This window comes from Pseudomonas sp. SED1 (assembly GCF_034044025.1).
In the GTDB taxonomy this organism is placed as follows: domain Bacteria; phylum Pseudomonadota; class Gammaproteobacteria; order Pseudomonadales; family Pseudomonadaceae; genus Aquipseudomonas.
Genome location: NZ_JAXCIS010000211.1, coordinates 1 through 21,322, shown reverse-complemented (window position 1 = coordinate 21,322; position 21,322 = coordinate 1). Strand labels below are relative to the sequence as shown.

The window sequence follows — 21,322 nt, the reverse complement described above, 5'->3', positions numbered from 1 at the left end:
GCGTTGCTGCTCAATCAACTGTCCGCCCAAGCCCCCCTTTCTGTCCCCCAATACCCTCAACGCCGCGCCCTGGCTGCCTTAGTGTGGATCACGCTTTCACACAATAAGAGAGAAGGTGGCTATGCGGGCAATCAACCCCCGTCGCATCAGTCTGCTACTGGCCGTGACCTGCCTGCTGACAGCCTGTGACGACAAACCGAAACGTCCCCCCGAACGTGCCACGGCGGCCAATGCGATGCCCGGCGATTCAGCCCTGGCCAAGGTCTACGACACCAGTTGCAAGCTGTGCCACGCCAACCCGGCCTCCGGCGCTCCGCTGACCGGTGACGGCCCGGCCTGGAGCCCGCGCATCGCCCAGGGCCCGGACACCCTGCTGGACCACACCATCAACGGTTACAACGGCATGCCCCCGATGGGCCTGTGCGTGCAGTGCTCCGAAGAGCAATTCCTGGGGCTGATCAGCTTTATGTCGGGCCGACACATCCAATAAGAATAACGGGGTAGGCGATGGCGCTTTCACGGCGAGAATTATTGCAACGCGGCGCGGTAGCCGGCGCGTTCATGGCATTGACCAGTAACCCGGTGCTGGCCCAGTTGGCCCGGGCACCGCGGCTGATTCCCTGGCGCAACTGGTCGGGGGCGCAAACCTGTTTGCCCCTGGCCCGGCTGGCGCCGAAGAACCTCGATGAACTGGTGCAGGTCATCCGCCAGGCACCGGGCAAGGTGCGGCCGGTGGGCTCGGGCCATTCGTTCAGTGCGCTGGTGCCCACCGACGGCACGTTGCTGTCCCTGAGTTACTTCAACGGCCTGCTGGAGCACGATCCGCACACCTTGCAGGCCACCTTTGCCGCCGGCACGCCGATGTCGCGCATGGGCCAGGCATTGAAGGACGTGGGCCAGGCGCTGCCGAACATGGCGGATATCGACTACCAGACCCTGGCCGGTGCCATCTCCACCTCGACTCATGGTACCGGCGTGGGCTTCACCTCGTATTCCGCTTGCATCACCGGCCTGCAACTGGTGACCGCCCAGGGCGAGGTGCTGGACTGCGACGCCAACCGCCACCCCGAAGTGTTCAGCGCCGCGCGAGTGTCCCTCGGTGCCCTCGGCGTGGCCACCCAGGTCCGCCTGCAAAACCGCGCAACCTACCGCCTGCGAGAGCGCCAATGGATCGCCAAGACCGAAGAACTGCTGGAGGACGTGGCAAAAAACACCCGGGAAAACCAGCACTGGGAAATGCTCGTGGTGACCCACTCCGACTACGCGCTGTCCATCGCCCTGAATGAAACCACCGACCCCGAAACCCCGCCCATCGACCCGGCGGAGGCGGGCGGCAACGAGTTTGTGTCGATCATCGAAAAACTCGACAAATACGGCAGCGATTTCCCCGACGCCCGCCGCGCCTTGCTCAACAGCCTGCGCTTTTTCGCCAGCTTCGATGACCGCGTGGCCGAGTCGTTCCAGGTGTACGCCAACGTGCGCAATGTGCGCTTCAACGAGATGGAATACTCGGTGCCCGCCGAACACGGCCCGGCCTGCCTGCGGGAAATCCTCAAGTTGATCAGCGACAAGGACCTGCGGACCTGGTTTCCCATCGAGTACCGCTACGTCAAGGCCGATGACATTCCGCTGAGCATGTTCGAGGGCCGTGACAGCTGTTCGATCTCCGTGCACCAGCACTACACCATGGACCACCACAATTTCTTCGCCGCCGTGGAACCGATCTTCTGGAAATACGCCGGCCGCCCGCACTGGGGCAAGTTGCACACCCTCAACGCGCGTACCTTGCAGCCGCTGTATCCGCGCTGGGAAGAATTCAGCCGGGTGCGCCGCGAGCTGGACCCCAGCGGCAAATTCCTCAATGCGCACCTGTCATCAATTTTGGGAGTGGCCTGATGAACCGCAGACATTTCATGCTCGGCACCGGCGTGTTGCTGGTGGGTGGTGCGATTTTGCTCAGGCCGGGCGACCGGGGCAGCCCGTACACCGAGTATTTCCGCAGCCTCAACCAGGAACTCAAGGCCCATGGGCCGATGCGCCCGGTGATGCTGATCGACCTGGACAAGCTGGACCACAACATCGACGTGGTGATGCAGTCGGTGCAGCGCGGCGGCAAACACCTGCGGCTGGTGGAGAAATCCCTGCCGTCGCCGGGGCTGCTGGCCTACATCGCCAAGCGTGCTGGCACCCAGCGCCTGATGTCGTTTCACCAGCCATTTCTGAACCACGACGCCCAGGTCTTTCCCGACGCTGACATCCTGCTGGGCAAGCCGTTGCCGGTGCGTTCGGCCGAGCTGTTTTATCAGACCCACAAAGGCCCGTTCGATCCGTCCCGCCAGTTGCAATGGCTGCTGGACACGCCCGAGCGCCTGCAGCAATACCTGTCGCTGGCCCAGGGGTTAGGCACCAAGTTGCGAGTCAATATCGAGCTGGATGTGGGCCTGCATCGCGGCGGCATCAGCGACAACGCGGTGCTGGGGCAGATGCTGACGATGATCAGCGCGCATCCGCAGCAGCTGGAGTTCAGCGGGTTTATGGGCTACGACCCGTTCGTGGGCATGGGCGTGCCGGGAATCCTCGGCTCGCCCCAGGAGCTGTTCGACAAGGTCATGCAGCGCTACAACGGCTACGTGGATTACACCCGCCAGCACTTTGCGCCGCTGTGGCGTGACGGGCTGACATTGAACACGGCGGGCAGCCCGAGCTATCGCATTCACGAGCAGGAAAAGCTCAGCAGCGAGGTGTCGGTGGGCACCGCGTTGCTCAAGCCGACGCACTATGACTTGCCGTCGCTGAGTGAGCATGTGCCGGCGGCCTATATCGCCACGCCCGTGTTGAAAAGCACCGGGCCGGTGGATATCCCGGCGCTGGACGGCAAGTCGCGGTTGTTCTCGTGGTGGGATGCGAATCAGCGCGCCACGTTCTTTATTTATGGGGGGAACTGGATGGCCGAGTTTGAATCGCCCCAGGGCTTGCAGAGTAATGACCTGTACGGGCGCAGCTCCAATCAGGAGATGGTCAATGGCTCGCCCAAGGTGGGGCTGAACGTGGAAGACCAGGTGTTTCTGCGCCCGACCCAGAGCGAGTTTGTGCTGTTGCAGTTCGGGGATTTGCTGGCAGTGCGGGGCGGGAAAATCGTCGATACCTGGCCGGTCTACACCTGACAACGCCGTTCCACTGTAGGAGCGAGCTTGCTCGCGAAAAACCCAAGGACGACGCGGGTCTTCCAGGCAGCCCGCGTTATCGTTGACGTTTTTCGCGAGCAAGCTCGCTCCTACAGTTTTTGCCGGGTTACAGGGCAAACGGAATCGTCAACTTCGCCCACAACATGTCGCCTTCCGGCCGGTTCTGTACATCAAACTCCTTCGCCCAGCGCACCTCGGCACTCGCGTACTTGAGGAAGGTGAAATACACCGCCGGACCGATCGCAAACACCTGGCCCTTGACCCCGTCATCCACATCCTCGCCGTAGATGTTCACCACGGTACGCCCGTACTGCTTATCGTCGGTGGTCTGCTTGAGGTAATAACCGTTGAGCCCAAGGCTGAGGTTATCCGTCACCTTGTAGCTGGCCGAATAATCGAAGTGAAAAATCTGTCCCGAACGGTAATGAGTATCGGGGTTTTCCTTGTTGAAACTATAGGTGGTCTTGATCGACAGCTCGGTGCGCTCATTGGGCAACCAGGTCGCCGACACCAGCGGCTTGTAGGTGTAGAAATTGTTGCTGGTATTGGCCAGGCGCGTGGCGTCGTACTCACCGGTGGGCAGGGTGATTTCCAGGGCGGTGCCCACGGTCAGGTTCTTGCCCAGGTCCCAGAGGATGATCGGCGCCACCGTAGTGTCGCCCATGCTTTCCCGAGTGTCGGACATGCCGAACAGCGACACCTGTTGCTTCAGGTACGGCTGGGCGATGTAGCCGCCCAGGCGCCCGCCGAACACCCGCAGCGGGCTGAGGTAATCCAGGCGCGGGATGATCGCATCGGACTTGATCTTCACGTCTGGCACCTTGCCACCCAACGAGCTGATATCGAGTTTCTTGGCCTCGTAATGGTTGTAGTAAATGTTGAAGGCGAACATGTGGTCCGGCAGGTTGTTGACGTCCAGCGGCAGGATGTAAAAGCCATCGGTGCCGGGGCCGATGTTGTCGACGCCGCCTTCGGTGGCCAGGGCCGGCAGGCTGATGAGGGTCAACAGGGCGAGTTGCACGGGGTAAAACGCACGGGTCGGGTTCATGGCTGGGCTCATTATTATTGTTAGGGCGACGCTACCTATAGAAATAAGCCCTGAACGGCCAGCGGGGCAGGGTATTGGCGGCCACATAGGGGGACTTTGGCGGACAGCTTTCATCCAGAGTGCAGCAGTTCTTGCAAGCGCCTATGATTGTCAGGATGTTTCAAAAACAAGAACTGAAGCACTCAGTCGGGAATCGAACACCCATGCAAAGGAAAGCCGTTGATCCGCACTATGACTTGGCCCTGGTCTCGCCATTTCTGCTGCAAACCCTCGGACAAGTGGTCGCGCAAAGGGGCGCGAGTGCCGAGCACCTGTGCCGTGGCCTGGGATTTACCCTGGCCGACCTGGACGACCCGGCCCAGCGGATTTCCTATCGCCAGGCGGTAGCGATGATCCAGCGTGCACTCAAGGTGTTGCCCGACCAAGGGCTGGGCCTGTGGGTGGGCCATCAGAATGTGCTCGGTACCCTGGGCCTGCTTGGCCATGTGATTTCGCTGTGCAAGACGTTGCGCGATGCCTTCGCCATCGGTGAACGCCACCAGCACACCTCCGGCGGTATCGCCACCTCGCGCACCCATGAAGGCCACCAGGAAGTGTTCGTCGATATCGAATGCCTGCTGCCCTACGCCGAGGTGCAGGTGTTTGCCGCCGAGGAGTTCTTCGCCAGCCTGATGGTGTATGGCCGGGCCCTGGTGGGCGAGGGCTTCATGCCGCTGCGGGTCGAATTTATCCACGCTGCGCCCGTCTACGTCGCCGACTATCACCAGTTGTTTGGCGCGGATGTGCGTTTTGGTTGCCTGCATAACCGCATGGTCCTGGCCAGCCACTGGCTGGACGTGCGCCTGCCCAATCACCACGCCCTGGCCCTGCGCCAGGCCCTGGAATTGCTGGAGCTGGAAAGCGCCCAGTTGCATCAGAAAATGGATTTGATCCAGGCGGTGGAGCGCGCGATTTCCCGGGATTTGCAGGGCAGCCAGCTGGAAAAGGTCGCCAGTGACCTGAACATGAGCGGACGTACCTTGCGTCGACGCCTGACCGAGCACGGGTTGACCTTTGAAGGCTTGCTGGAGCAGGTGCGCAGGGCGCGGACCATGGGGTTGTTGAGCAACCCGGGGTTGTCCATCGAACGGATCACCGAGGAAGTCGGCTACAGCGATGTGCGCAGTTTTCGGCGCGCGTTCAAGCGCTGGACCGGGCTGAGCCCCAGTGCATTCCGTGGCGAAGGCGCAGGGCCGGGGTGATCGTCAGGATTGGCCCCATTGGCTACCTGATCTTTCCCCGGATTGGCTATTTGCCCAACGCACCCGTCTCACTACTCTAGACACCAATCCCCACTGTTCTGGAGTATCACCATGCAAGCTCGTACCGACTTCTACACCGCCTCCCCGGACGCCATGAAAGCCATGCTGGCCTTGGAGGCTGCCGTCGGCAAACTGTCCATCGAACTGCCGCTGTTGGAGTTGATTCGCCTGCGTGTGTCGCAGATCAACGGCTGCGCCTTCTGCCTCGACATGCACACCGCTGACGCCCGCAAGGGTGGCGAGACCGAGCGCCGCCTGTACACCGTGTCGGCCTGGCGTGAAACGCCGTTCTTCACCCCCCGTGAACGCGCCGCACTGGCCTGGGCTGAAAGCCTGACCCTGCTCAGCCAGACCCACGCCCCGGATGCCGACTTCACCGAACTGGCCGCCCACTTCAGCCCGCAAGAGCAAGTCGACCTGAGCGTGGCGATCGCCACCATCAACAGCTGGAACCGCCTGGCGGTGGGCTTTCGCAAGATGCCTAAATAACCCCGCGTTACCTGTGGCGAGGGCGCTTGCTCCCGCTGGGCTGCGTAGCAGGCCCACAGAATTTTCCCACGAGATGCCGGGATTGCTTCGATTTGGACCGCAGATTAACCTCCCCCGGTTGCTGACACTCAGCAACCGGGCTTCGCGGCCCGCTAACTTGATGCATAATTGCCACCGCTTTGCGCCGGACACTTTGGTGTTCGGCGTTTCGTGTTATGGCAGCTGTGCGTGGGATACCTTCGGGTATGCCGAGTTCCAAGTTCTCGGTCCGCGAACCTGCGTACAGCTGCCACCTTCCATCGCGTCGCGGCGATCAGGTGCAGCTCCAGCCAAACTTGGAGATATGTCATGCACAAAGTCACGCCGAATCCCCCGCCTAAAGATTCAGCAGCGCTGTTGGACGCTGCGAGTCGCGCTGCCCATCACGCTCTTCCACCCCCGCCACACACCAACGGCTACCTTCCACTGTTTTCCATCAATGCTGCCGCCAATACGGAGGCGCTGCTGGCCAACGCCTATGAGACCCTTAATGGCGCCTGCGGCCTTGTTCAGGATCTGGCGGAGACAATGGACGACAAGCAACGTTGTCAGTTACTGGCCATCGGGCAGTTGCTGGAGTTGACGGCATTGTTGGTTGATCGGGCGATGAAGCAGAAATGTCCGGTCCAGGCGGTTAAGGAACCGTATTCAACCTACGAAGCAGATCCAGTGTGGGAGCTGTCGAGCCCCGGCGAGGCTGCGATGGCGGCGGCACAGTCAATATTGATATCGGCTGATCCACCACCATCGCGGCCTCGCTAAAGCTCGACGGCTCCCACCTTTGTTCTTCTAGAAGTTAACTGTTGCACTCAAGCGCGCCGTCAACGGCGCACCCTGGAACAGGTAGTCATCGCCCATGTATTCGCCGGCGTCACGCCAGTAACGCTTGTCGAACAGGTTGTCGACGCTCAGGCGAAACACCGTTTCATAGCCATCGAGCTTGGTGGTGTAGCGGCTGCCCACGTTGACGATGGCGTAGTCGCCCACTTCTACATCACCGGTGCGATTGGCGTACTTGTTGGCGCTGTATTGCACGCCGCCGAGCAACGCCAGGCCGTCGACCCAGGGCAGGGCGTAGTCGGCATACAGGCTGGCGCGCAGTTTCGGCACGTTGATCGCCTGATGGCCTTCGTATTCCGGCGTGCCGCTGCCCGTTACCCGTGCACGGATGGCCGCGACGCTGGCGGCGATCTGCAAGCGCTCGGTGGCCCAGCCGTTGGCGGATAACTCCAGGCCGGTGTTCTTCTGTTGGCCTTGTTGTACGTAGGTGAACGTACCTGCGTCGTCGGGTTTGGCGTATTGATAGGCCTGGCGAGTCTGGAAGATCGCGGCGGCGAAGCTGATGCGGCGCCAGTCGTATTTCACACCGGCTTCGATCTGGCGGGAGACGGTTGGGGCGAGGGTCTCGTCGTTGTTCAGTGCAAACCAAGGGGCTTGTCCACCGAGGGATAGGCCTTTGCTGTAGCTGGTATACAGCGACAGGTTCTCAATCGGCTTGTAGATCAGCGCCGCTTGGGGCAGGAACACATACTGCTGAGTGTGGCGGGACTCGTTGCCGTCTTTATTGAACGCCTTTTCGTCGAGACGTACTTCGCGACCGCCCACGATGGTCTGCCATTGTTCGTTGAAGCTGATGCGGTCGGTGACGAACAGTCCGTACTGGCGGCTGTCGAGGTTGCGGTGGCTGTCGTTCAATGCACCGGCGTAACGTGGAAAGTTATCAGGCTCCTGATTGATGTTGCCTGTGCCGATCCACTCGTTGATCGATTCCCGCTTGTCGATCACGCGGCGAAACGCGCTCGTACCAAACGTCAGTTCATGCCCCAGCCCACCGGTATTGAACAACCCGGTCATCGTTGCCTGGATTTCATCATCGCGGCGGGTGTCATCCGGGCTGCGGAAGTCGTAGATGCCATAGTCGCCTTCCGGGCTGAAGTAATTACCGTTGCCAGCCGTGTCGCCACCCCACGCAAACGAACTGTAATCATCAATCACCACCTTGCTGCGCGCCGCGCTCACGCTGCCTTTCCACTGGTCACTGAAGCGATACTCAAACTTGCCATTGAGGTTCAGCGAATCAATCCCTACCTGATTCGCGCCGCTCTGATGCCCCAGCAGTTTTTTCGGTGACGCGTTGTGCGGCACCTCGGTCCCGCCCAGCAATTGATAACCCGGCACCGAGCGCTGCTGCTTGTTCTGATACTCGGCATCCAGCTGCAATACCGCGTCGGGGCTGATGTTCCAGTCGAACGCCAGGGACAGGAAATCCCGGTGGCCATTGGCATGTTCGACATAAGCGTTGAGGTCTTCATGGGCCACGTTCGCGCGCAGGCCGAACTGCTGCTCGCTGCCAAACCAGCCACCGACATCGGTGGCCAGGTAGCCGCTGCCGCGATCATCGGTGGACACCGTCACCGAGCGCACATCCTCCGGGCGCTTGGTCACGTAATTGATCACGCCGCTGGGCTCGGAAATCCCGCTTTGCAGGCCCGACAACCCCTTGAGCAACTCCACGCGCTGCTTGTTCTCCAAGGCAACGTTCTGCTCGCCGGTGATGGTGCGGCCATTGATCTTGTAGCTGCTGGCCGCATTCAACGAGAAGCCGCGCACCACGAAGTTTTCGTAGTAGCCGATGGGCGCATAGCTGTCGCCCACCGATGCGTCATTGCGCAGCACTTCGCTGAGCAAGCGCGCCTGTTGATCCTTGATCAGCGACTCGTTAAACACCGCGATCGAGGCCGGCGTGTCGAGCAACGGTGCCTCATCGAAACCGCCCACCGATGCGGTGTCGCTGTTATAGCCGGATTCATCCTGGCCCTGGACCTTCACCTCCGACAGCTCGATATCAGCCGCCTGGCTGCTACCAATGCCTGCGCTGAGCAACAGGCCGAGGGCAAAACGTGAAGGAACAGCGGGGCGAAGACGCAAAACCATGGGGGAAGGCCTGAGAGCGCAGAGCGGAGGGCGCATAAGCTAGGCATATCGGCGGCGTTTTACAAGTTTTCGAGAATGGTTCGCTTTGAGACGTCCCGTCTCAGCCCGCAGATCAATCCTGCTGCTCCTCGACAGCGGCCCCCGGCAACTGCGATAGACAAGGCTTCTCTCACCGTTGAAGGGGATCGTCATGAGTATCGCTGGAAAAGTTGCACTGGTGACCGGCGCCGGGCAAGGCATCGGCCGGGCCATCGCCCTGCGCCTGGCGCGGGACGGCGCCGACATTGCGTTGGTGGACATCAACAGCGCCAAGATTGAAGCGGTGGCGGCCGAGGTCGTTGCACTCGGGCGCAAAGCCTCGGTGTATGTCGCCGATGTCTCGAAGTTGGAGCAAGTGGTCGCGGCGGTGGAACATGCCCACCAGACCCTGGGCGGCTTCGACATCATCATCAACAACGCCGGCGTCGCACAGATTGACGCACTGCTGGACGTGACTCCGGAACAGGTCGACCGCACGCTGCGCATTAACGTGCAGGGCACACTCTGGGGCATCCAGGCCGCGGGCAAGAAATTCAAGTCGCTGAAGCAGAAGGGCAAGATCATCAATGCCTGCTCGATTGCCGGCCATGAGGGCTTTGCATTGCTGGGGGTGTACTCGGCCACCAAGTTTGCCGTGCGCGCGCTGACCCAGGCCGCCGCGAGGGAGTTGGCCAGTGACGGGATTACCGTCAACGCCTACTGCCCGGGTGTGGTGGGCACGGATATGTGGGTCGAGATCGACAAACGCATGGCCGAGATTACCGGCGCCGAGGTAGGGGCGACGTACAAGAAGTATGTGGACGGGATTGCGTTGGGCCGGGCGGAAACGCCGGAGGATGTGGCGGGGCTGGTGTCGTACCTGGCGGGGCCGGATTCGGATTACATGACCGGGCAATCGCCGTTGATTGATGGTGGGATTCTCTACCGCTGACCCGGCAGAATCACTCGGTCAAAATGTGGGAGCGGGCTTGCTCGCGAATGCGGTGGTTCAGTCAAGATATCCAGAGACTGATACACCGCATTCGCGAGCAAGTCGAATCGTCGCACCGCCGCTCCCACATTTTTTACCGTGCTGTGTCAGTGCTCGTGCTTGCGACTCTAGATATATAAGTGCGGAGTGTAAGTGCTGAATGAATTGACGGTTCTAGTTTTAAGGAATCTTCTGTAGGAATCAGTTACCGAGTTTGGATTAGCAGAAAAAACTTATGGAAGTGGGTTGTGCTGAATAGGGTTTCATTGTTTTATATTTGTAGTGTCTGTGGTGTGTTTTTTAAAGTTTATTCCGTTTTTACTGGCTGAGGTTTAGTTATGGTCGCATGCGTTCCTTATTTCTGCCAATGGGAATCCCGACTTTTGGCTGCCGATATAATTTCTGGCGAGAAGACGGTTTCTGAGGATCCGCTTTGGATAAACTCTGGAGCCCGATGCGTGGATGAGTATGCATTGTGGGCTAATCACGTATGTGGCATGGCCTGCCTTAAGATGCTTCTTGCCGCCAAGACGGGTCTCGTTCACTCAACGTTCAGCCTTCTGGAAAAGGCGTTGGCCTACGGAGCCTACGTAGTCGATGGCGAAAGTATCCATGGGATGATTTACGCGCCGGCGATTGAGATGTTAAATAAAGAATTTGGTCTGAAGGCACAGATTGTCACCGGTATCTCTGCGGAGGAGATCAAGCCGATGTTTACTGACGGTCATTTCTTTATTGCGTCTGTGCACCCTTCTATTCGATGGCCTGAGCAAGAGCCGCCAAAGAAAGGAGGTCATCTTGTATTGGTAACAGACGCAACTGACGACTTCCTGAAGTTTCATAACCCATCGGGTCATAACTCACATTCGCAGGAAAACGTCGTCATGAATGTTGAGTCCTTCGGAAGGTACTTTGCGGGTCGAGGAATCTTAATTAGATAAGAGTAGAAGTGGTTTTTGATAACGCCTGTCTGGGGTAGGCAGCTATAAGCTGCCATTCGATGGGCTTGTCAGTGCTTCCCGGGCATATCGATTCCCAGCTGGTTAACCCGCCGATACAAGGTCGCTCTGGAAATCCCCAGCGCCTGCGCCGCCGCTAGCGGCTTCCACCGATGCCGAATCAACGCATCCAGCACTAGCTGCCGTTCCGGACTCACGCTTTCCTGCTCTTCCACCGCAACCACCTCACCGCGAACTTCCACTGGCAAATCCGCCAATTGAAGCGTCCCGCCATCGCACACCGCACACGCATACGCCAACACATGCCGCAGTTGCCGCACATTTCCCGGCCAGGCATAACCCAGCAGCAACTCCAGCGCCGCTGCCGCGATCCCGACCACAACACCGCTGTGCCGCGCCTCTTGCTCCAGAAGCCGATTGATCAACGCCAGTTTGTCCGTGCGCTCGCGCAATGGCGGCACACAGAACCGCGCACAGCCCAACCGGAAATACAAATCCTCGCGAAAGCTTCCAGCACTCACCAGCGCCGCCAAATCCCGATGGCTGGCGCAGATCACCTGGATATCCACCGCACGGGTTTTTGCCCCGCCCAACGGAGCGACTTCACCTTCAGCCATCACCCGCAGCAGTCGCGTCTGCAACGCCAGTGGCATGTCGCCGATCTCGTCGAGAAACAACGTGCCGCCATCGGCCTGCAACAGCAGCCCGGTCATGCCCTTGCTGGAGGCACCGGTAAAGGCGCCGGCCACGTAGCCGAACAGTTCGCTCTCAATCAGGTTTTCCGGGATCGCCGCGCAGTTCACCGCCACAAAGGGGCCGTCGCGACGGGCGCTGCGTTCATGCAACTGGCGGGCAAACACTTCCTTGCCGGCACCGGTTTCGCCCTGGACCAGCACCGGCAGGTTGCGGTCCTTGACCCGCACGGCCAGGCGCAGATGCTCTTCAAAACGCGGGTCTATCTGATTGGCCAAGGACGTTACCGCCCGCGCCGCTTTACGCCGTGGCGCGCTGACCCGCACCTGCAACGCCCCCGGTTCGCCGAGCCAGTGCAATTGCTGCGTCGATTGATCGGTCACGGCGCGCAGCGCGTCCAGGTCAAACACTTCGCCGATATGCTCCGGCAACTGTCCGAAGCGCACCCTCAGGGCCTGCCGCGCCTTGCTGTTCAAGGCTTGCAGTCGCCCGTCCTGATCCCACGCCAGCAGCATGTCCGGCTGGCTGTCGACGTAACCCGGCGTGCTGTGGGCCTGCAACACCCAATGCTGCTGGGCGCTGTGCATGAAAAACGCGTTCTCGATGGCCCGTGCACTCTGCGCCACCATCTGCCGCACCAGGTGCTGGCTGCGCCGATCATCCGGGGACTTGAGGGCAGAGGCATCCATCACGCCCAGCAGGTTGCCCTGGGGATCGAAGATCGGTGCGGCAGAGCAGGTCAGGCCGATAAACGCCGCGCGAAAGTGGTCGCGCTTGTGCACGGTGACCGCGGCCTTGCTGGTCAGCACCGTGGCCACGCCGCAGGTGCCTTCCTCGGCTTCCGACCAGCAGGTGCCGAGGTACAGGCCGGCCTTGCGGCAGTCGTTACGAATGCCGGCGTCCACGCGATGGTCGATGGTCTGGCCCTGGGCGTCGGTGAGCATCACGCAGTAATCGGCGTGGCGCACCCGGTTATGAATCTGCCCGACTTCCTCACTGGCGATACGCATGAACAGCTCGGCGCGCTCGCGGCATTCCTTGAGCAGGGTGCTGGTGAGGATGCGCGGCCCTTGCAGGGAACCGGGGTCGAGGTGGTGCTGCTCCATGGAGCGGCGCCAGGAGTCAAAAATCAGCGACGGCACCGGCGCCTGGGGCAGGCGGTCGGCGTTGCGAACCACGCGGCTGACGCAGTCGACATGGTCCTTGGAGTTCACGGCGAGCATTGAAGCCTCCGGTTCTCGATCCTTGTTGTTATGCCCGCCATTAAGCGCCCATGGGCCGGGAGGAACAAGGGCGGCCTGACCAACTGCCCGAGGTGAGACGCAGCGTCTCATCCCGCCTGAGACGCTGCGGGCAGGTTGCAACGGCGCGTCTCATTGAACGGGCCACAGTGGCATGCCCGGGTCTTCCGGCAGCTGCTCTGGATCAAGGCTTTCCCAGGTTTTCCAGCGGATTGGCACAGGCCGTGCTGAGTGCTTTGCAGCTGGCCTGATCCAGCCTTTTGTGTGTCGAGACAACCTGGAGAACAACAAGATGTCCACTCACCTGTCCACCGATCAATTGCTCCATGCCTACACCGTGATGCGCACCATCCGTGATTTCGAAGAACGCCTGCACGTGGAATTCGCCACCGGCGAGATCCCCGGTTTCGTGCATTTGTATGCCGGCCAGGAAGCCAGTGCAGCCGGGGTCATGGCCCACCTCAACGATGAAGATTGCATCGCCTCCAACCATCGTGGCCACGGCCATTGCATCGCCAAGGGTGTGGATGTGTTCGGCATGATGGCCGAGATCTACGGCAAGAAAACCGGGGTGTGCGGCGGCAAGGGCGGCTCCATGCACATCGCCGACCAGGAGAAGGGCATGCTCGGCGCCAACGGCATTGTGGGGGCCGGTGCGCCGCTGGCAGCCGGTGCGGCCCTGGCCGCGAAACTAAAGGGCAGCGCGGGTGTGGCCGTGGCGTTTTTTGGCGACGGCGGCTCCAACGAGGGCGCTGTGTTTGAAGCCATGAACCTGGCCTCGATCATGAACCTGCCGTGCCTGTTCGTGGCCGAGAACAACGGTTATGCCGAAGCCACCGGGTCCGGCTGGTCGGTGGCCTGCAAGGACATTGCCGAGCGCGCCGTGGGCTTTGGCATGCCGGGCGTGATCGTCGATGGCAACGACTTTTTTGCCGTACACGCCGCCCTCGGCGTTGCGGTAGAGCGTGCCCGCAGCGGCAAAGGGCCGACGCTGGTGGAAGTCAAATTGAGCCGTTTCTACGGCCACTTCGAAGGCGATGCGCAAACCTATCGCGGCCCGGATGAAGTGAAGCACCTGCGGGAAACCGGCGACTGCCTGAGCCTGTTTCGCCAGCGTTGCACCGCCGAAGGCTGGCTCGACGCAGCGCAGTTCGAACGCATCGACACCGAAGTTGCGCAACTGATCGAAGACGCCGTGCGCCTGGCCAAGTCCGATCCAAAACCCCAGGCCGCCGACCTGCTCAGTGATGTCTACGTCGCCTACCGCTAACCGCCACCCACTACAAAAACAATCCGTGGAGAAGTCATCATGGCTAGAAAAATCAGCTATCAGCAGGCAATCAATGAAGCCCTGGCCCAGGAAATGCGCCGCGACCAGAGCGTGTTCATCATCGGCCAGGACGTGTCCGGCGGCACCGGCTCACCGGGTGAACAGGACGCCTGGGGCGGCGTGCTCGGCGTCACCAAGGGCCTGTATCCGGAATTCCCCGACCGCGTGCTCGACGCACCGCTCTCCGAGGTCGGCTACGTGGGCATGGCCGTCGGCGCGGCCACTCGCGGCATGCGCCCGGTGTGCGAATTGATGTTCGTCGACTTTATCGGCTGCTGCCTTGACCAGTTGCTCAACCAGGCGGCGAAGTTTCGCTATATGTTCGGCGGCAAGACCACCACACCGCTTGTAGTGCGCGCCATGTACGGCGCCGGCCTGCGTGCCGCCGCCCAGCATTCGCAGATGCTCACCTCGATGTGGACCCATATTCCCGGGCTCAAGGTGGTGTGCCCGGCCACGCCCTATGACGCCAAGGGCATGCTGATCCAGGCGATACGCGACAACGACCCGGTAATTTTCCTCGAACACAAAATGCTCTACAGCCTCCAGGGCGAAGTGCCGGAAGAGCTGTACACCGTGCCGTTCGGCGAAGCCAATTTCGTGCGTGAAGGCAATGACGTAACCCTGGTGACCTACGGGCGCATGGTGCATATCGCCCTGGAAGCCGCGGCCAACCTGGCGCGCCAAGGCATCGATTGCGAAGTGCTGGACCTGCGCACCACCAGCCCGCTGGACGAAGACAGCATCCTTGAAAGCGTCGAGAAAACCGGGCGCCTGGTGGTGATCGACGAATCCAATCCACGTTGTTCGATTGCCACGGACATCAGTGCATTGGTGGCGCAACGCGCGTTCAGCTTCCTGCGCGCGCCGATCGAAATGGTCACCGCGCCCCACACCCCGGTGCCGTTTTCCGATGCCCTGGAAGACCTGTACATCCCCAACGCGGCGAAGATCGAAGCTGCGGTGCTGAAGATTGCCGACAAGAGGAACGCCGCATGATCCATACACTGACCATGCCCAAGTGGGGGCTGTCGATGACCGAGGGCCGGGTTGATGTCTGGCTCAAGCAGCCGGGCGACCGGGTGGAAAAGGGCGAAGAAGTGCTGGATGTCGAGACCGACAAGATCTCCAGCAGCGTCGAGGCGCCGTTCAGCGGAGTGCTGCGGCGTGTGTTGGCCCAGAGCGATGAGACCTTGCCGGTGGGGGCATTGCTGGCAATCGTGGTGGAAGGCGAGGCCAGCGAGGCAGAGATTGATGGGGTGATCGATGCGTTCCAGGCGGGGTTCGTTTCCAATGCTGCCGAGGCTGAAGCCAGCGGGCCATCGGCACATAAGGTCGAAGTGGGCGGGCGCTTGTTGCGCTATCTGGACCTCGGGGAGGGCGGCACACCGCTGGTGCTGATCCATGGTTTTGGTGGCGACCTGAATAACTGGCTGTTCAATCACCCGGTGCTCGCGGCTGAACGGCGGGTGATCGCGCTGGATTTGCCGGGGCATGGCGAGTCGGGCAAGTACCTGAAAGCCGGCGACCTCGAGGAGTTGAGTCAGGCGGTGTTGGCGCTGCTGGATCATCTGAAGATTGACCGCGCGCACCTGGCGGGGCACTCGATGGGTGGGCTGGTTTGCCTGAACATCGCGCGATTGGCACCGCAGCGTGTGGTGTCGTTGACCCTGATTGCCAGCGCTGGCTTGGGTACGGAAATCAACGGTGATTACCTGCAAGGTTTTATCGAGGCCAATAATCGCAATGCACTCAAGCCGCAACTGGTGCAACTGTTCAGCGACCCGGCGCTGGTGACCCGGCAGATGCTTGAAGACATGCTCAAGTTCAAGCGTCTGGAGGGGGTGGATCAGGCGTTGCGCGAGATCACCGGGGCGTTGTTCAGTAGGGGTCGGCAGTTGGCGGACCTGCGCAATGTTGTCGGGCAGCAGCCGAGCCTGGTGATCTGGGGCAGTGAGGACGCAATTATTCCAGCGAGCCATGCCCAGGAACTGGAGGCTCAGGTGGAGATACTGCCGGGGCAGGGGCATATGGTGCAGCTGGAGGCGGCGGAGCGGGTGAATCAGTTGATGCTGGCGTTTCTCAAAAAATATTCCTGAAAAATAAGGGCGCTTTTGTGGCGAGGGGGCTTGTCCCCCGTTGGAGTGCGAAGCGCTCCCGCTTTTTTTTGGGGCCGCTTCGCAGCCCAACGGGGGACAAGCCCCCTCGCCACAGAAATCCCATCATCAGAAAGGTCAGCGGTGTTTTTGGTGGCGCTTCAGGGTCTCGCTGGGCAACTCCTGAAACAACGCCCGATAACTGTTTGAAAACCGCCCCAAATGCCAGAACGACCAATTCATCGCGACTTCCGCCACGGTGGTGTCCACTGACGGCGGGTTCAACAATTCCCGCCGTGCACTGTTCAACCGGCGCAACCTCAACCATTGCGCCGGGCTCATTCCGGTGTACGTCTTGAACCCCTGCTGCAACTGGCGCAACGGCACGCCGGCAATGCGCGCCAGCTCCAGCAGGTTGACGGTTTCATCCGGCACATCCGCCGCCCATTCGCCAATGCGCGCCATGATGATTCGCTCCTCGGTGCGCCGCTGCAATGAACCCTTGTCCAGGCACACGCACGCGTTGTCGAGGATGAACAGGCAGTCGTCCAGGAGTTGTTGGGTGAGGGCATCACGACTTGGCGGGTCAAACGTGGCGGACAGTCGGGTCAACGTGCCGCTGAGCCAGCGACTGAACAAGGCGTTTTGCAGGGAGTTGAGCGGGGCCATGAACAGCCCCTCCAGTTTCGCCACCTCCAAACCATGGCGCTGGACGAACTGCGGCCCGAACACCACCGCCACTTCGCGGTAGTTTTCCGGGGTGATCCAGGTGTTGCGGCTTTCGCCATTGAGCACATACAGCGCGTTGTCGCTGCCATCGAAACAGAACGCCAGGGAGCCCGGTGGCGCGTTGAAGTTCTGCTCCACCCGGGTGTTCATTCGCTCTTCATACACCTCGACACCTTGCAGGTCGAGGTAGCGGATCTGCCCGGCAAAATGCCCCGGGGACATCTGCTGGTACTGCTGCACCCAACCGGGTGTCGCACTGCATTGAGCGGCCACGTCACCGGTGGTGAAGGCCTGTACGCGCAAAGCTGTTGCCTGTGTCATGGGTAACCTGGGCGCACTCTATTGGTGCGTTGTGGTTGGTGCAAAGTGGATAGATGCCGTCGGACGGCTGGCCCAAGATAGACCTCAATGCGCGGCGAGGGAAGCCCGCGGCGCATCATCCAACCCATGACGAGGTCCTTATGAACGCCCCCTTCGATCAGCTGTCCGCCTGGCTGAAAGAACACAAGATTACCGAAGTCGAATGCGTGATCAGTGATTTGACTGGCATCGCACGCGGCAAGATTTCGCCCACCAACAAGTTCCTGCATGAGCGAGGCATGCGCCTGCCGGAAAGTGTGTTGCTGCAAACGGTAACCGGGGACTTTGTCGACGACGACATCTACTACGAACTGCTGGACCCGGCCGACATCGACATGATCTGCCGCCCGGTGTCCAACGCCACCTACGTGGTGCCATGGGCCATCGAGCCCACCGCCATCGTGATCCACGACACCTTCGACAAGCAGGGCAACCCCATCGAATTGTCGCCGCGCAACGTGCTGAAGAAAGTCCTGCAGCTGTATACCGATCAAGGCTGGCAGCCGATTGTTGCGCCGGAAATGGAGTTCTACCTGACCCAGCGCTGCGAAGACCCGGACCTGCCGCTGAAGACCCCGCTGGGCCGCTCCGGCCGCGCCGAAAGTGGCCGCCAATCGTTCTCCATCGACGCCGCCAACGAATTCGATCCCCTGTTCGAAGACGTCTACGACTGGTGCGAAGCCCAGGGCCTGGACCTCGACACGCTGATCCACGAAGACGGCCCGGCGCAGATGGAAATCAACTTCCGCCATGGCGATGCCCTCGACCTTGCCGACCAGATCACCGTGTTCAAACGCACCCTGCGGGAGGCCGCGCTCAAACACAACGTTGCCGCCACCTTCATGGCCAAACCCGTGGCCGACGAGCCCGGCAGCGCCATGCACCTGCACCAGAGCGTGGTGGAAATCGCCACCGGCAAGCAGGTGTTTGTCGATGAGCATGGCAACAAGAGTCAACTGTTCCTGAACCACATTGGCGGCTTGCAGAAGTACATCCCGAAGCTGCTGCCGATGTTTGCGCCCAACGTGAACTCATTCCGCCGCTTCCTGCCGGACACCTCGGCGCCGGTCAACGTGGAGTGGGGCGAAGAAAACCGCACCGTCGGCCTGCGCGTACCGAGCTCCAGCCCCGACGCCATGCGCGTGGAAAACCGCCTGCCGGGCGCCGACGCCAACCCGTACCTGGCCATCGCCGCCAGCCTGCTGTGCGGCTACCTCGGCATGATCGAAAAGGTCGAGCCCAGCGCCCCGGTGGAAGGCCGCGCCTACGAGCGGCGCAACCTGAGGCTGCCGATCACCATCGAAGACGCCCTGGCGCGCATGGAAGAGTGCGACACCGTCAAGCAGTACCTGGGGGACAAGTTTGTGCGCGGCTACGTCGCGGTCAAGCGCGCCGAACACGAGAACTTCAAGCGGGTGATCAGCTCCTGGGAACGTGAGTTCCTGCTGCTGAGCGTCTGAGAAACCACACTAAAAAAACCATAGGGGTGTCGATATGCGTCTGGTGAAAAAGCTACTCCCGCTGGCCTTGGCGGCGTTGTTCAGCAGCGCGGGCCACGCCGCGCAGACGGTCAGTGTGTACAACTGGACCGACTACATCGGTGAGACCACCTTGGCCGACTTCCAGGCCAAGACCGGGATCAAGGTGATCTACGACGTGTTCGACTCCAACGAAACCCTGGAAGGCAAACTGCTCGCCGGCCGCACCGGCTACGACGTGGTGGTGCCGTCCAACCACTTCCTGGCGCGGCAGGTCAAAGCCGGTGCGTTCCTCAAGCTGGACCGCTCGCAGCTGCCCAACTTCAAGAACCTCGACCCCAAGCTGCTCAAACTGCTGGAGAAAAACGACCCGGGCAACGAGCACTCGGTGCCATACCTGTGGGGCACCAACGGCATCGGCTACAACGTGGACAAGGTCAAGCAGGTGCTGGGCATCGACCATATCGATTCCTGGGCCGTGCTGTTCGAACCAGAGAACATCAAGAAGCTGCATGAATGCGGCGTAGCGTTCCTCGACTCGGCGGATGAACTGTTCCCGGCGATCCTCAACTACATGGGCAAGGACCCGCGCAGCGAGAATCCCGAGGACTACAAACAAGCCGAAGCCAAGCTGCTGACCCTGCGGCCGTACATCACCTATTTCCACTCCTCCAAGTACATCTCGGACCTGGCCAACGGTGATATCTGCGTCGCCTTCGGTTATTCCGGCGACGTGTTCCAGGCCGCCAACCGCGCCAAGGAAGCCAAGAACGGCGTGAACATCGCCTACTCGATTCCCAAGGAAGGCAGCAACCTGTGGTTCGACCTGCTGGCCATCCCGGCAGACGCGGCCAACCCGAAAGCGGCCCACGCTTTTATCAACTACTTGCTGGACCCTGAAGTGATCGCCAAGGTCAGCGCCAGTGTCGGCTACGCCAATCCGAACCCGGCGGCCAAGGCCTTCATGGCGCCGGAGCTGGTGAACAACCCTGAGATCTACCCGTCCCAGGAAGTGCTCGACAAACTTTATATTTCCACCACCCCGACGCCTGCCGTCATGCGCTTGATGACGCGGTCCTGGAGCAAAGTGAAGACCAACAAATGAACCGTTCCTCGTCCGACCACGCCCGTTCCTATTACCTGGCTTCGGCCAACGCCATGCCCCAGCGCCCAGCGCTGGGGGCAGACCTGACGGCCGATGTGTGTGTGATCGGTGGTGGATTCACCGGGGTCAATACCGCCATCGAATTGGCCCAGCGTGGGCTATCGGTGATTTTGCTGGAGGCCCGGCGGATTGGCTGGGGCGCCAGTGGGCGCAATGGCGGGCAGTTGATTCGCGGGATAGGGCATGACGTATCGGGCTTTGCCAAGTACGTGGGTGAGGAGGGCGTTCGTTACCTGCAGCAGGCCGGGATCGATTCGGTGGCGCTGGTGGGCGAGCGGATTCGCGAGCATGGGATTGACTGTGACCTGCGCTGGGGGTTTTGTGAGTTGGCGAATACGCCGGCGCAGTTCGCGGCGTTTCAGGGGGAGCTGGAAAGCCTGGCTACCTTGGGGTATGCGCCTGAAACCCGGCTGGTGGCGCCGCAGGATATGGCTCAAGTCGTGGGCTCAGGTGTGTATGCCGGTGGTTTGGTGGACATGGGGTCCGGGCATTTGCATCCGCTGAACCTGGTGTTGGGGGAGGCGGCTGTGGCCGAATCACTTGGGGTGCGGATCTTTGAAAACAGCCCGGTGCTGGAGTTGGTTCATGGCGATACGGTGCAGGTGCGTTGCGAGTTTGGCACGGTGCGCGCTGGCAGTTTGGTGTTGGCGTGTAATGCGCATCTGGAAGAGTTGGAGCCGAAGTTGAGTGGCAAGGTGTTGCCGGCGGGGAGCTATATCATTGCGACCGAGCCGCTGTCGGTTGGGGTGGCTGATCAGTTGATTCCGCAGAATCTGGCGTTGTGTGATCAGAAAGTGGGGTTGGATTATTACCGGCTTTCGGCGGATCGACGGTTGTTGTTTGGGGGGGCTTGTCATTATTCGGGGCGTGATCCGGTGGACATCGCGGGGTATATGCGGCCGAAGATGCTCAAGGTTTTTCCGCAACTGGTGGATACGGCGATTGAGTTTCAGTGGGGGGGGAAGATTGGGATTACGGCTAACCGGTTTCCGCAGGTGGGGCGGTTGAAGCAGCACCCGAATGTGTTTTATGCCCAGGGGTATTCGGGGCATGGGTTGAACGTGACTCACTGGTGTGCGCGGTTGTTGGCTGAGGGGATTCAGGCTGGGCAGAGTCGGGGGTTGGATATTTTCAGTCAGGTGCCGCATATGACGTTTCCTGGGGGGAAGGTGTTGCGTTCGCCGCTTTTGGCGTTGGGGATGTTGTGGTATCGGGTGCGGGAGATGGTGGGGTGATTGGTTGAGTACATATCCGTTTCTTCGGTAA

General features: G+C 60.8%; 18 protein-coding genes. 14 read left to right on the top strand and 4 right to left on the bottom strand.

Annotation, left to right across the window (positions count from 1 at the left end; translation table 11 throughout):
* The first annotated feature begins 121 nt into the window (after positions 1-121).
* The 3 genes from SNL23_RS27145 (at position 122) to SNL23_RS27135 (ending at position 3,164) form a co-directional block, all read left to right on the top strand.
* Positions 122-490 carry a c-type cytochrome gene (locus SNL23_RS27145; RefSeq protein ID WP_318304215.1) on the top strand — a complete coding sequence of 123 codons (369 nt, stop codon included), beginning with the start codon at positions 122-124 and terminating at the stop codon, positions 488-490.
* Positions 491-567: 77 nt separating this feature from the next.
* A complete protein-coding gene (locus tag SNL23_RS27140) occupies positions 568-1,896 on the top strand; it encodes a D-arabinono-1,4-lactone oxidase (RefSeq protein ID WP_318304216.1) in 1,329 nt (442 codons plus the stop codon).
* The gene (locus tag SNL23_RS27135; protein WP_318304213.1) at positions 1,896-3,164 is read left to right on the top strand and encodes a DSD1 family PLP-dependent enzyme; all 1,269 of its coding nucleotides are present in this window, start codon (positions 1,896-1,898) and stop codon (positions 3,162-3,164) included. The genes SNL23_RS27140 and SNL23_RS27135 overlap by 1 nt, the downstream gene beginning before the upstream one ends.
* A 127-nt stretch (positions 3,165-3,291) precedes the next feature.
* Here SNL23_RS27135 and SNL23_RS27130 read toward each other — a convergent pair whose 3' ends face one another.
* Positions 3,292-4,233: a SphA family protein gene (locus SNL23_RS27130; RefSeq protein WP_167663796.1), complete on the bottom strand. Its 942-nt coding sequence runs from the start codon at positions 4,231-4,233 to the stop codon at positions 3,292-3,294.
* 203 nt (positions 4,234-4,436) lie between these two features.
* On the opposite strand from SNL23_RS27130, the gene SNL23_RS27125 reads away from it, so the two are divergent.
* The 3 genes from SNL23_RS27125 to SNL23_RS27115 all read left to right on the top strand — a co-directional run bounded on the left by SNL23_RS27125 (position 4,437) and on the right by SNL23_RS27115 (position 6,824).
* Positions 4,437-5,474, top strand: a complete 1,038-nt coding sequence (locus SNL23_RS27125) for an AraC family transcriptional regulator (protein ID WP_167663795.1) — start codon at positions 4,437-4,439, stop codon at positions 5,472-5,474.
* A 111-nt stretch (positions 5,475-5,585) separates the two neighbouring features.
* The gene (locus tag SNL23_RS27120; protein WP_167663794.1) at positions 5,586-6,023 is read left to right on the top strand and encodes a carboxymuconolactone decarboxylase family protein; all 438 of its coding nucleotides are present in this window, start codon (positions 5,586-5,588) and stop codon (positions 6,021-6,023) included.
* Between the two features lie 348 nt (positions 6,024-6,371).
* Positions 6,372-6,824: a DUF6124 family protein gene (locus SNL23_RS27115; protein WP_318304211.1), complete on the top strand. Its 453-nt coding sequence runs from the start codon at positions 6,372-6,374 to the stop codon at positions 6,822-6,824.
* Positions 6,825-6,851: 27 nt separating this feature from the next.
* Here SNL23_RS27115 and SNL23_RS27110 read toward each other — a convergent pair whose 3' ends face one another.
* Positions 6,852-8,996 (bottom strand): TonB-dependent siderophore receptor, encoded by a 2,145-nt coding sequence (locus SNL23_RS27110; RefSeq protein WP_076015758.1) that lies wholly within the window; start codon positions 8,994-8,996, stop codon positions 6,852-6,854.
* A gap of 190 nt (positions 8,997-9,186) precedes the next feature.
* Here SNL23_RS27110 and SNL23_RS27105 point away from each other — a divergent pair, with 190 nt between their 5' ends.
* Together SNL23_RS27105 and SNL23_RS27100 are read left to right on the top strand one after the other, a co-directional pair.
* Complete coding sequence (locus SNL23_RS27105) at positions 9,187-9,966, top strand: acetoin reductase (RefSeq protein WP_318304209.1); 780 nt, start codon at positions 9,187-9,189, stop codon at positions 9,964-9,966.
* Positions 9,967-10,463: 497 nt separating this feature from the next.
* Positions 10,464-10,946, top strand: a complete 483-nt coding sequence (locus tag SNL23_RS27100; protein WP_218585807.1) for a C39 family peptidase — start codon at positions 10,464-10,466, stop codon at positions 10,944-10,946.
* Positions 10,947-11,014: 68 nt separating this feature from the next.
* Here SNL23_RS27100 and SNL23_RS27095 read toward each other — a convergent pair whose 3' ends face one another.
* Positions 11,015-12,880 carry a sigma-54-dependent Fis family transcriptional regulator gene (locus SNL23_RS27095; RefSeq protein WP_318304206.1) on the bottom strand — a complete coding sequence of 622 codons (1,866 nt, stop codon included), beginning with the start codon at positions 12,878-12,880 and terminating at the stop codon, positions 11,015-11,017.
* A 310-nt stretch (positions 12,881-13,190) separates the two neighbouring features.
* Between SNL23_RS27095 and SNL23_RS27090 the strand changes: the two genes are divergently transcribed.
* The 3 genes from SNL23_RS27090 to SNL23_RS27080 are packed head-to-tail and all read left to right on the top strand — an operon-like array spanning position 13,191 to position 16,327.
* A complete protein-coding gene (locus tag SNL23_RS27090; protein WP_076015754.1) occupies positions 13,191-14,168 on the top strand; it encodes a thiamine pyrophosphate-dependent dehydrogenase E1 component subunit alpha in 978 nt (325 codons plus the stop codon).
* 39 nt (positions 14,169-14,207) lie between these two features.
* Positions 14,208-15,227: an alpha-ketoacid dehydrogenase subunit beta gene (locus SNL23_RS27085; RefSeq protein ID WP_076015753.1), complete on the top strand. Its 1,020-nt coding sequence runs from the start codon at positions 14,208-14,210 to the stop codon at positions 15,225-15,227.
* On the top strand, positions 15,224-16,327 hold the full coding sequence (locus tag SNL23_RS27080; protein WP_318304205.1) for an acetoin dehydrogenase dihydrolipoyllysine-residue acetyltransferase subunit: 1,104 nt from the start codon (positions 15,224-15,226) through the stop codon (positions 16,325-16,327). The genes SNL23_RS27085 and SNL23_RS27080 overlap by 4 nt, the downstream gene beginning before the upstream one ends.
* Positions 16,328-16,462: 135 nt before the next feature.
* Here the strand turns inward: SNL23_RS27080 and SNL23_RS27075 are convergent, their stop codons facing one another.
* Positions 16,463-17,374, bottom strand: a complete 912-nt coding sequence (locus SNL23_RS27075; RefSeq protein ID WP_318304204.1) for a helix-turn-helix domain-containing protein — start codon at positions 17,372-17,374, stop codon at positions 16,463-16,465.
* Positions 17,375-17,514: 140 nt separating this feature from the next.
* On the opposite strand from SNL23_RS27075, the gene SNL23_RS27070 reads away from it, so the two are divergent.
* The 3 genes from SNL23_RS27070 to SNL23_RS27060 are packed head-to-tail and all read left to right on the top strand — an operon-like array spanning position 17,515 to position 21,291.
* Positions 17,515-18,873 carry a glutamine synthetase family protein gene (locus SNL23_RS27070; protein WP_318304203.1) on the top strand — a complete coding sequence of 453 codons (1,359 nt, stop codon included), beginning with the start codon at positions 17,515-17,517 and terminating at the stop codon, positions 18,871-18,873.
* 34 nt (positions 18,874-18,907) lie between these two features.
* Entirely contained in the window at positions 18,908-19,996 is a 1,089-nt protein-coding gene (locus SNL23_RS27065; protein ID WP_003219153.1) for a polyamine ABC transporter substrate-binding protein, read from the top strand.
* Entirely contained in the window at positions 19,993-21,291 is a 1,299-nt protein-coding gene (locus SNL23_RS27060) for an NAD(P)/FAD-dependent oxidoreductase (RefSeq protein ID WP_318304202.1), read from the top strand. Before SNL23_RS27065 ends, SNL23_RS27060 begins: the two co-directional genes overlap by 4 nt.
* The last annotated feature ends 31 nt before the right edge of the window (positions 21,292-21,322 follow it).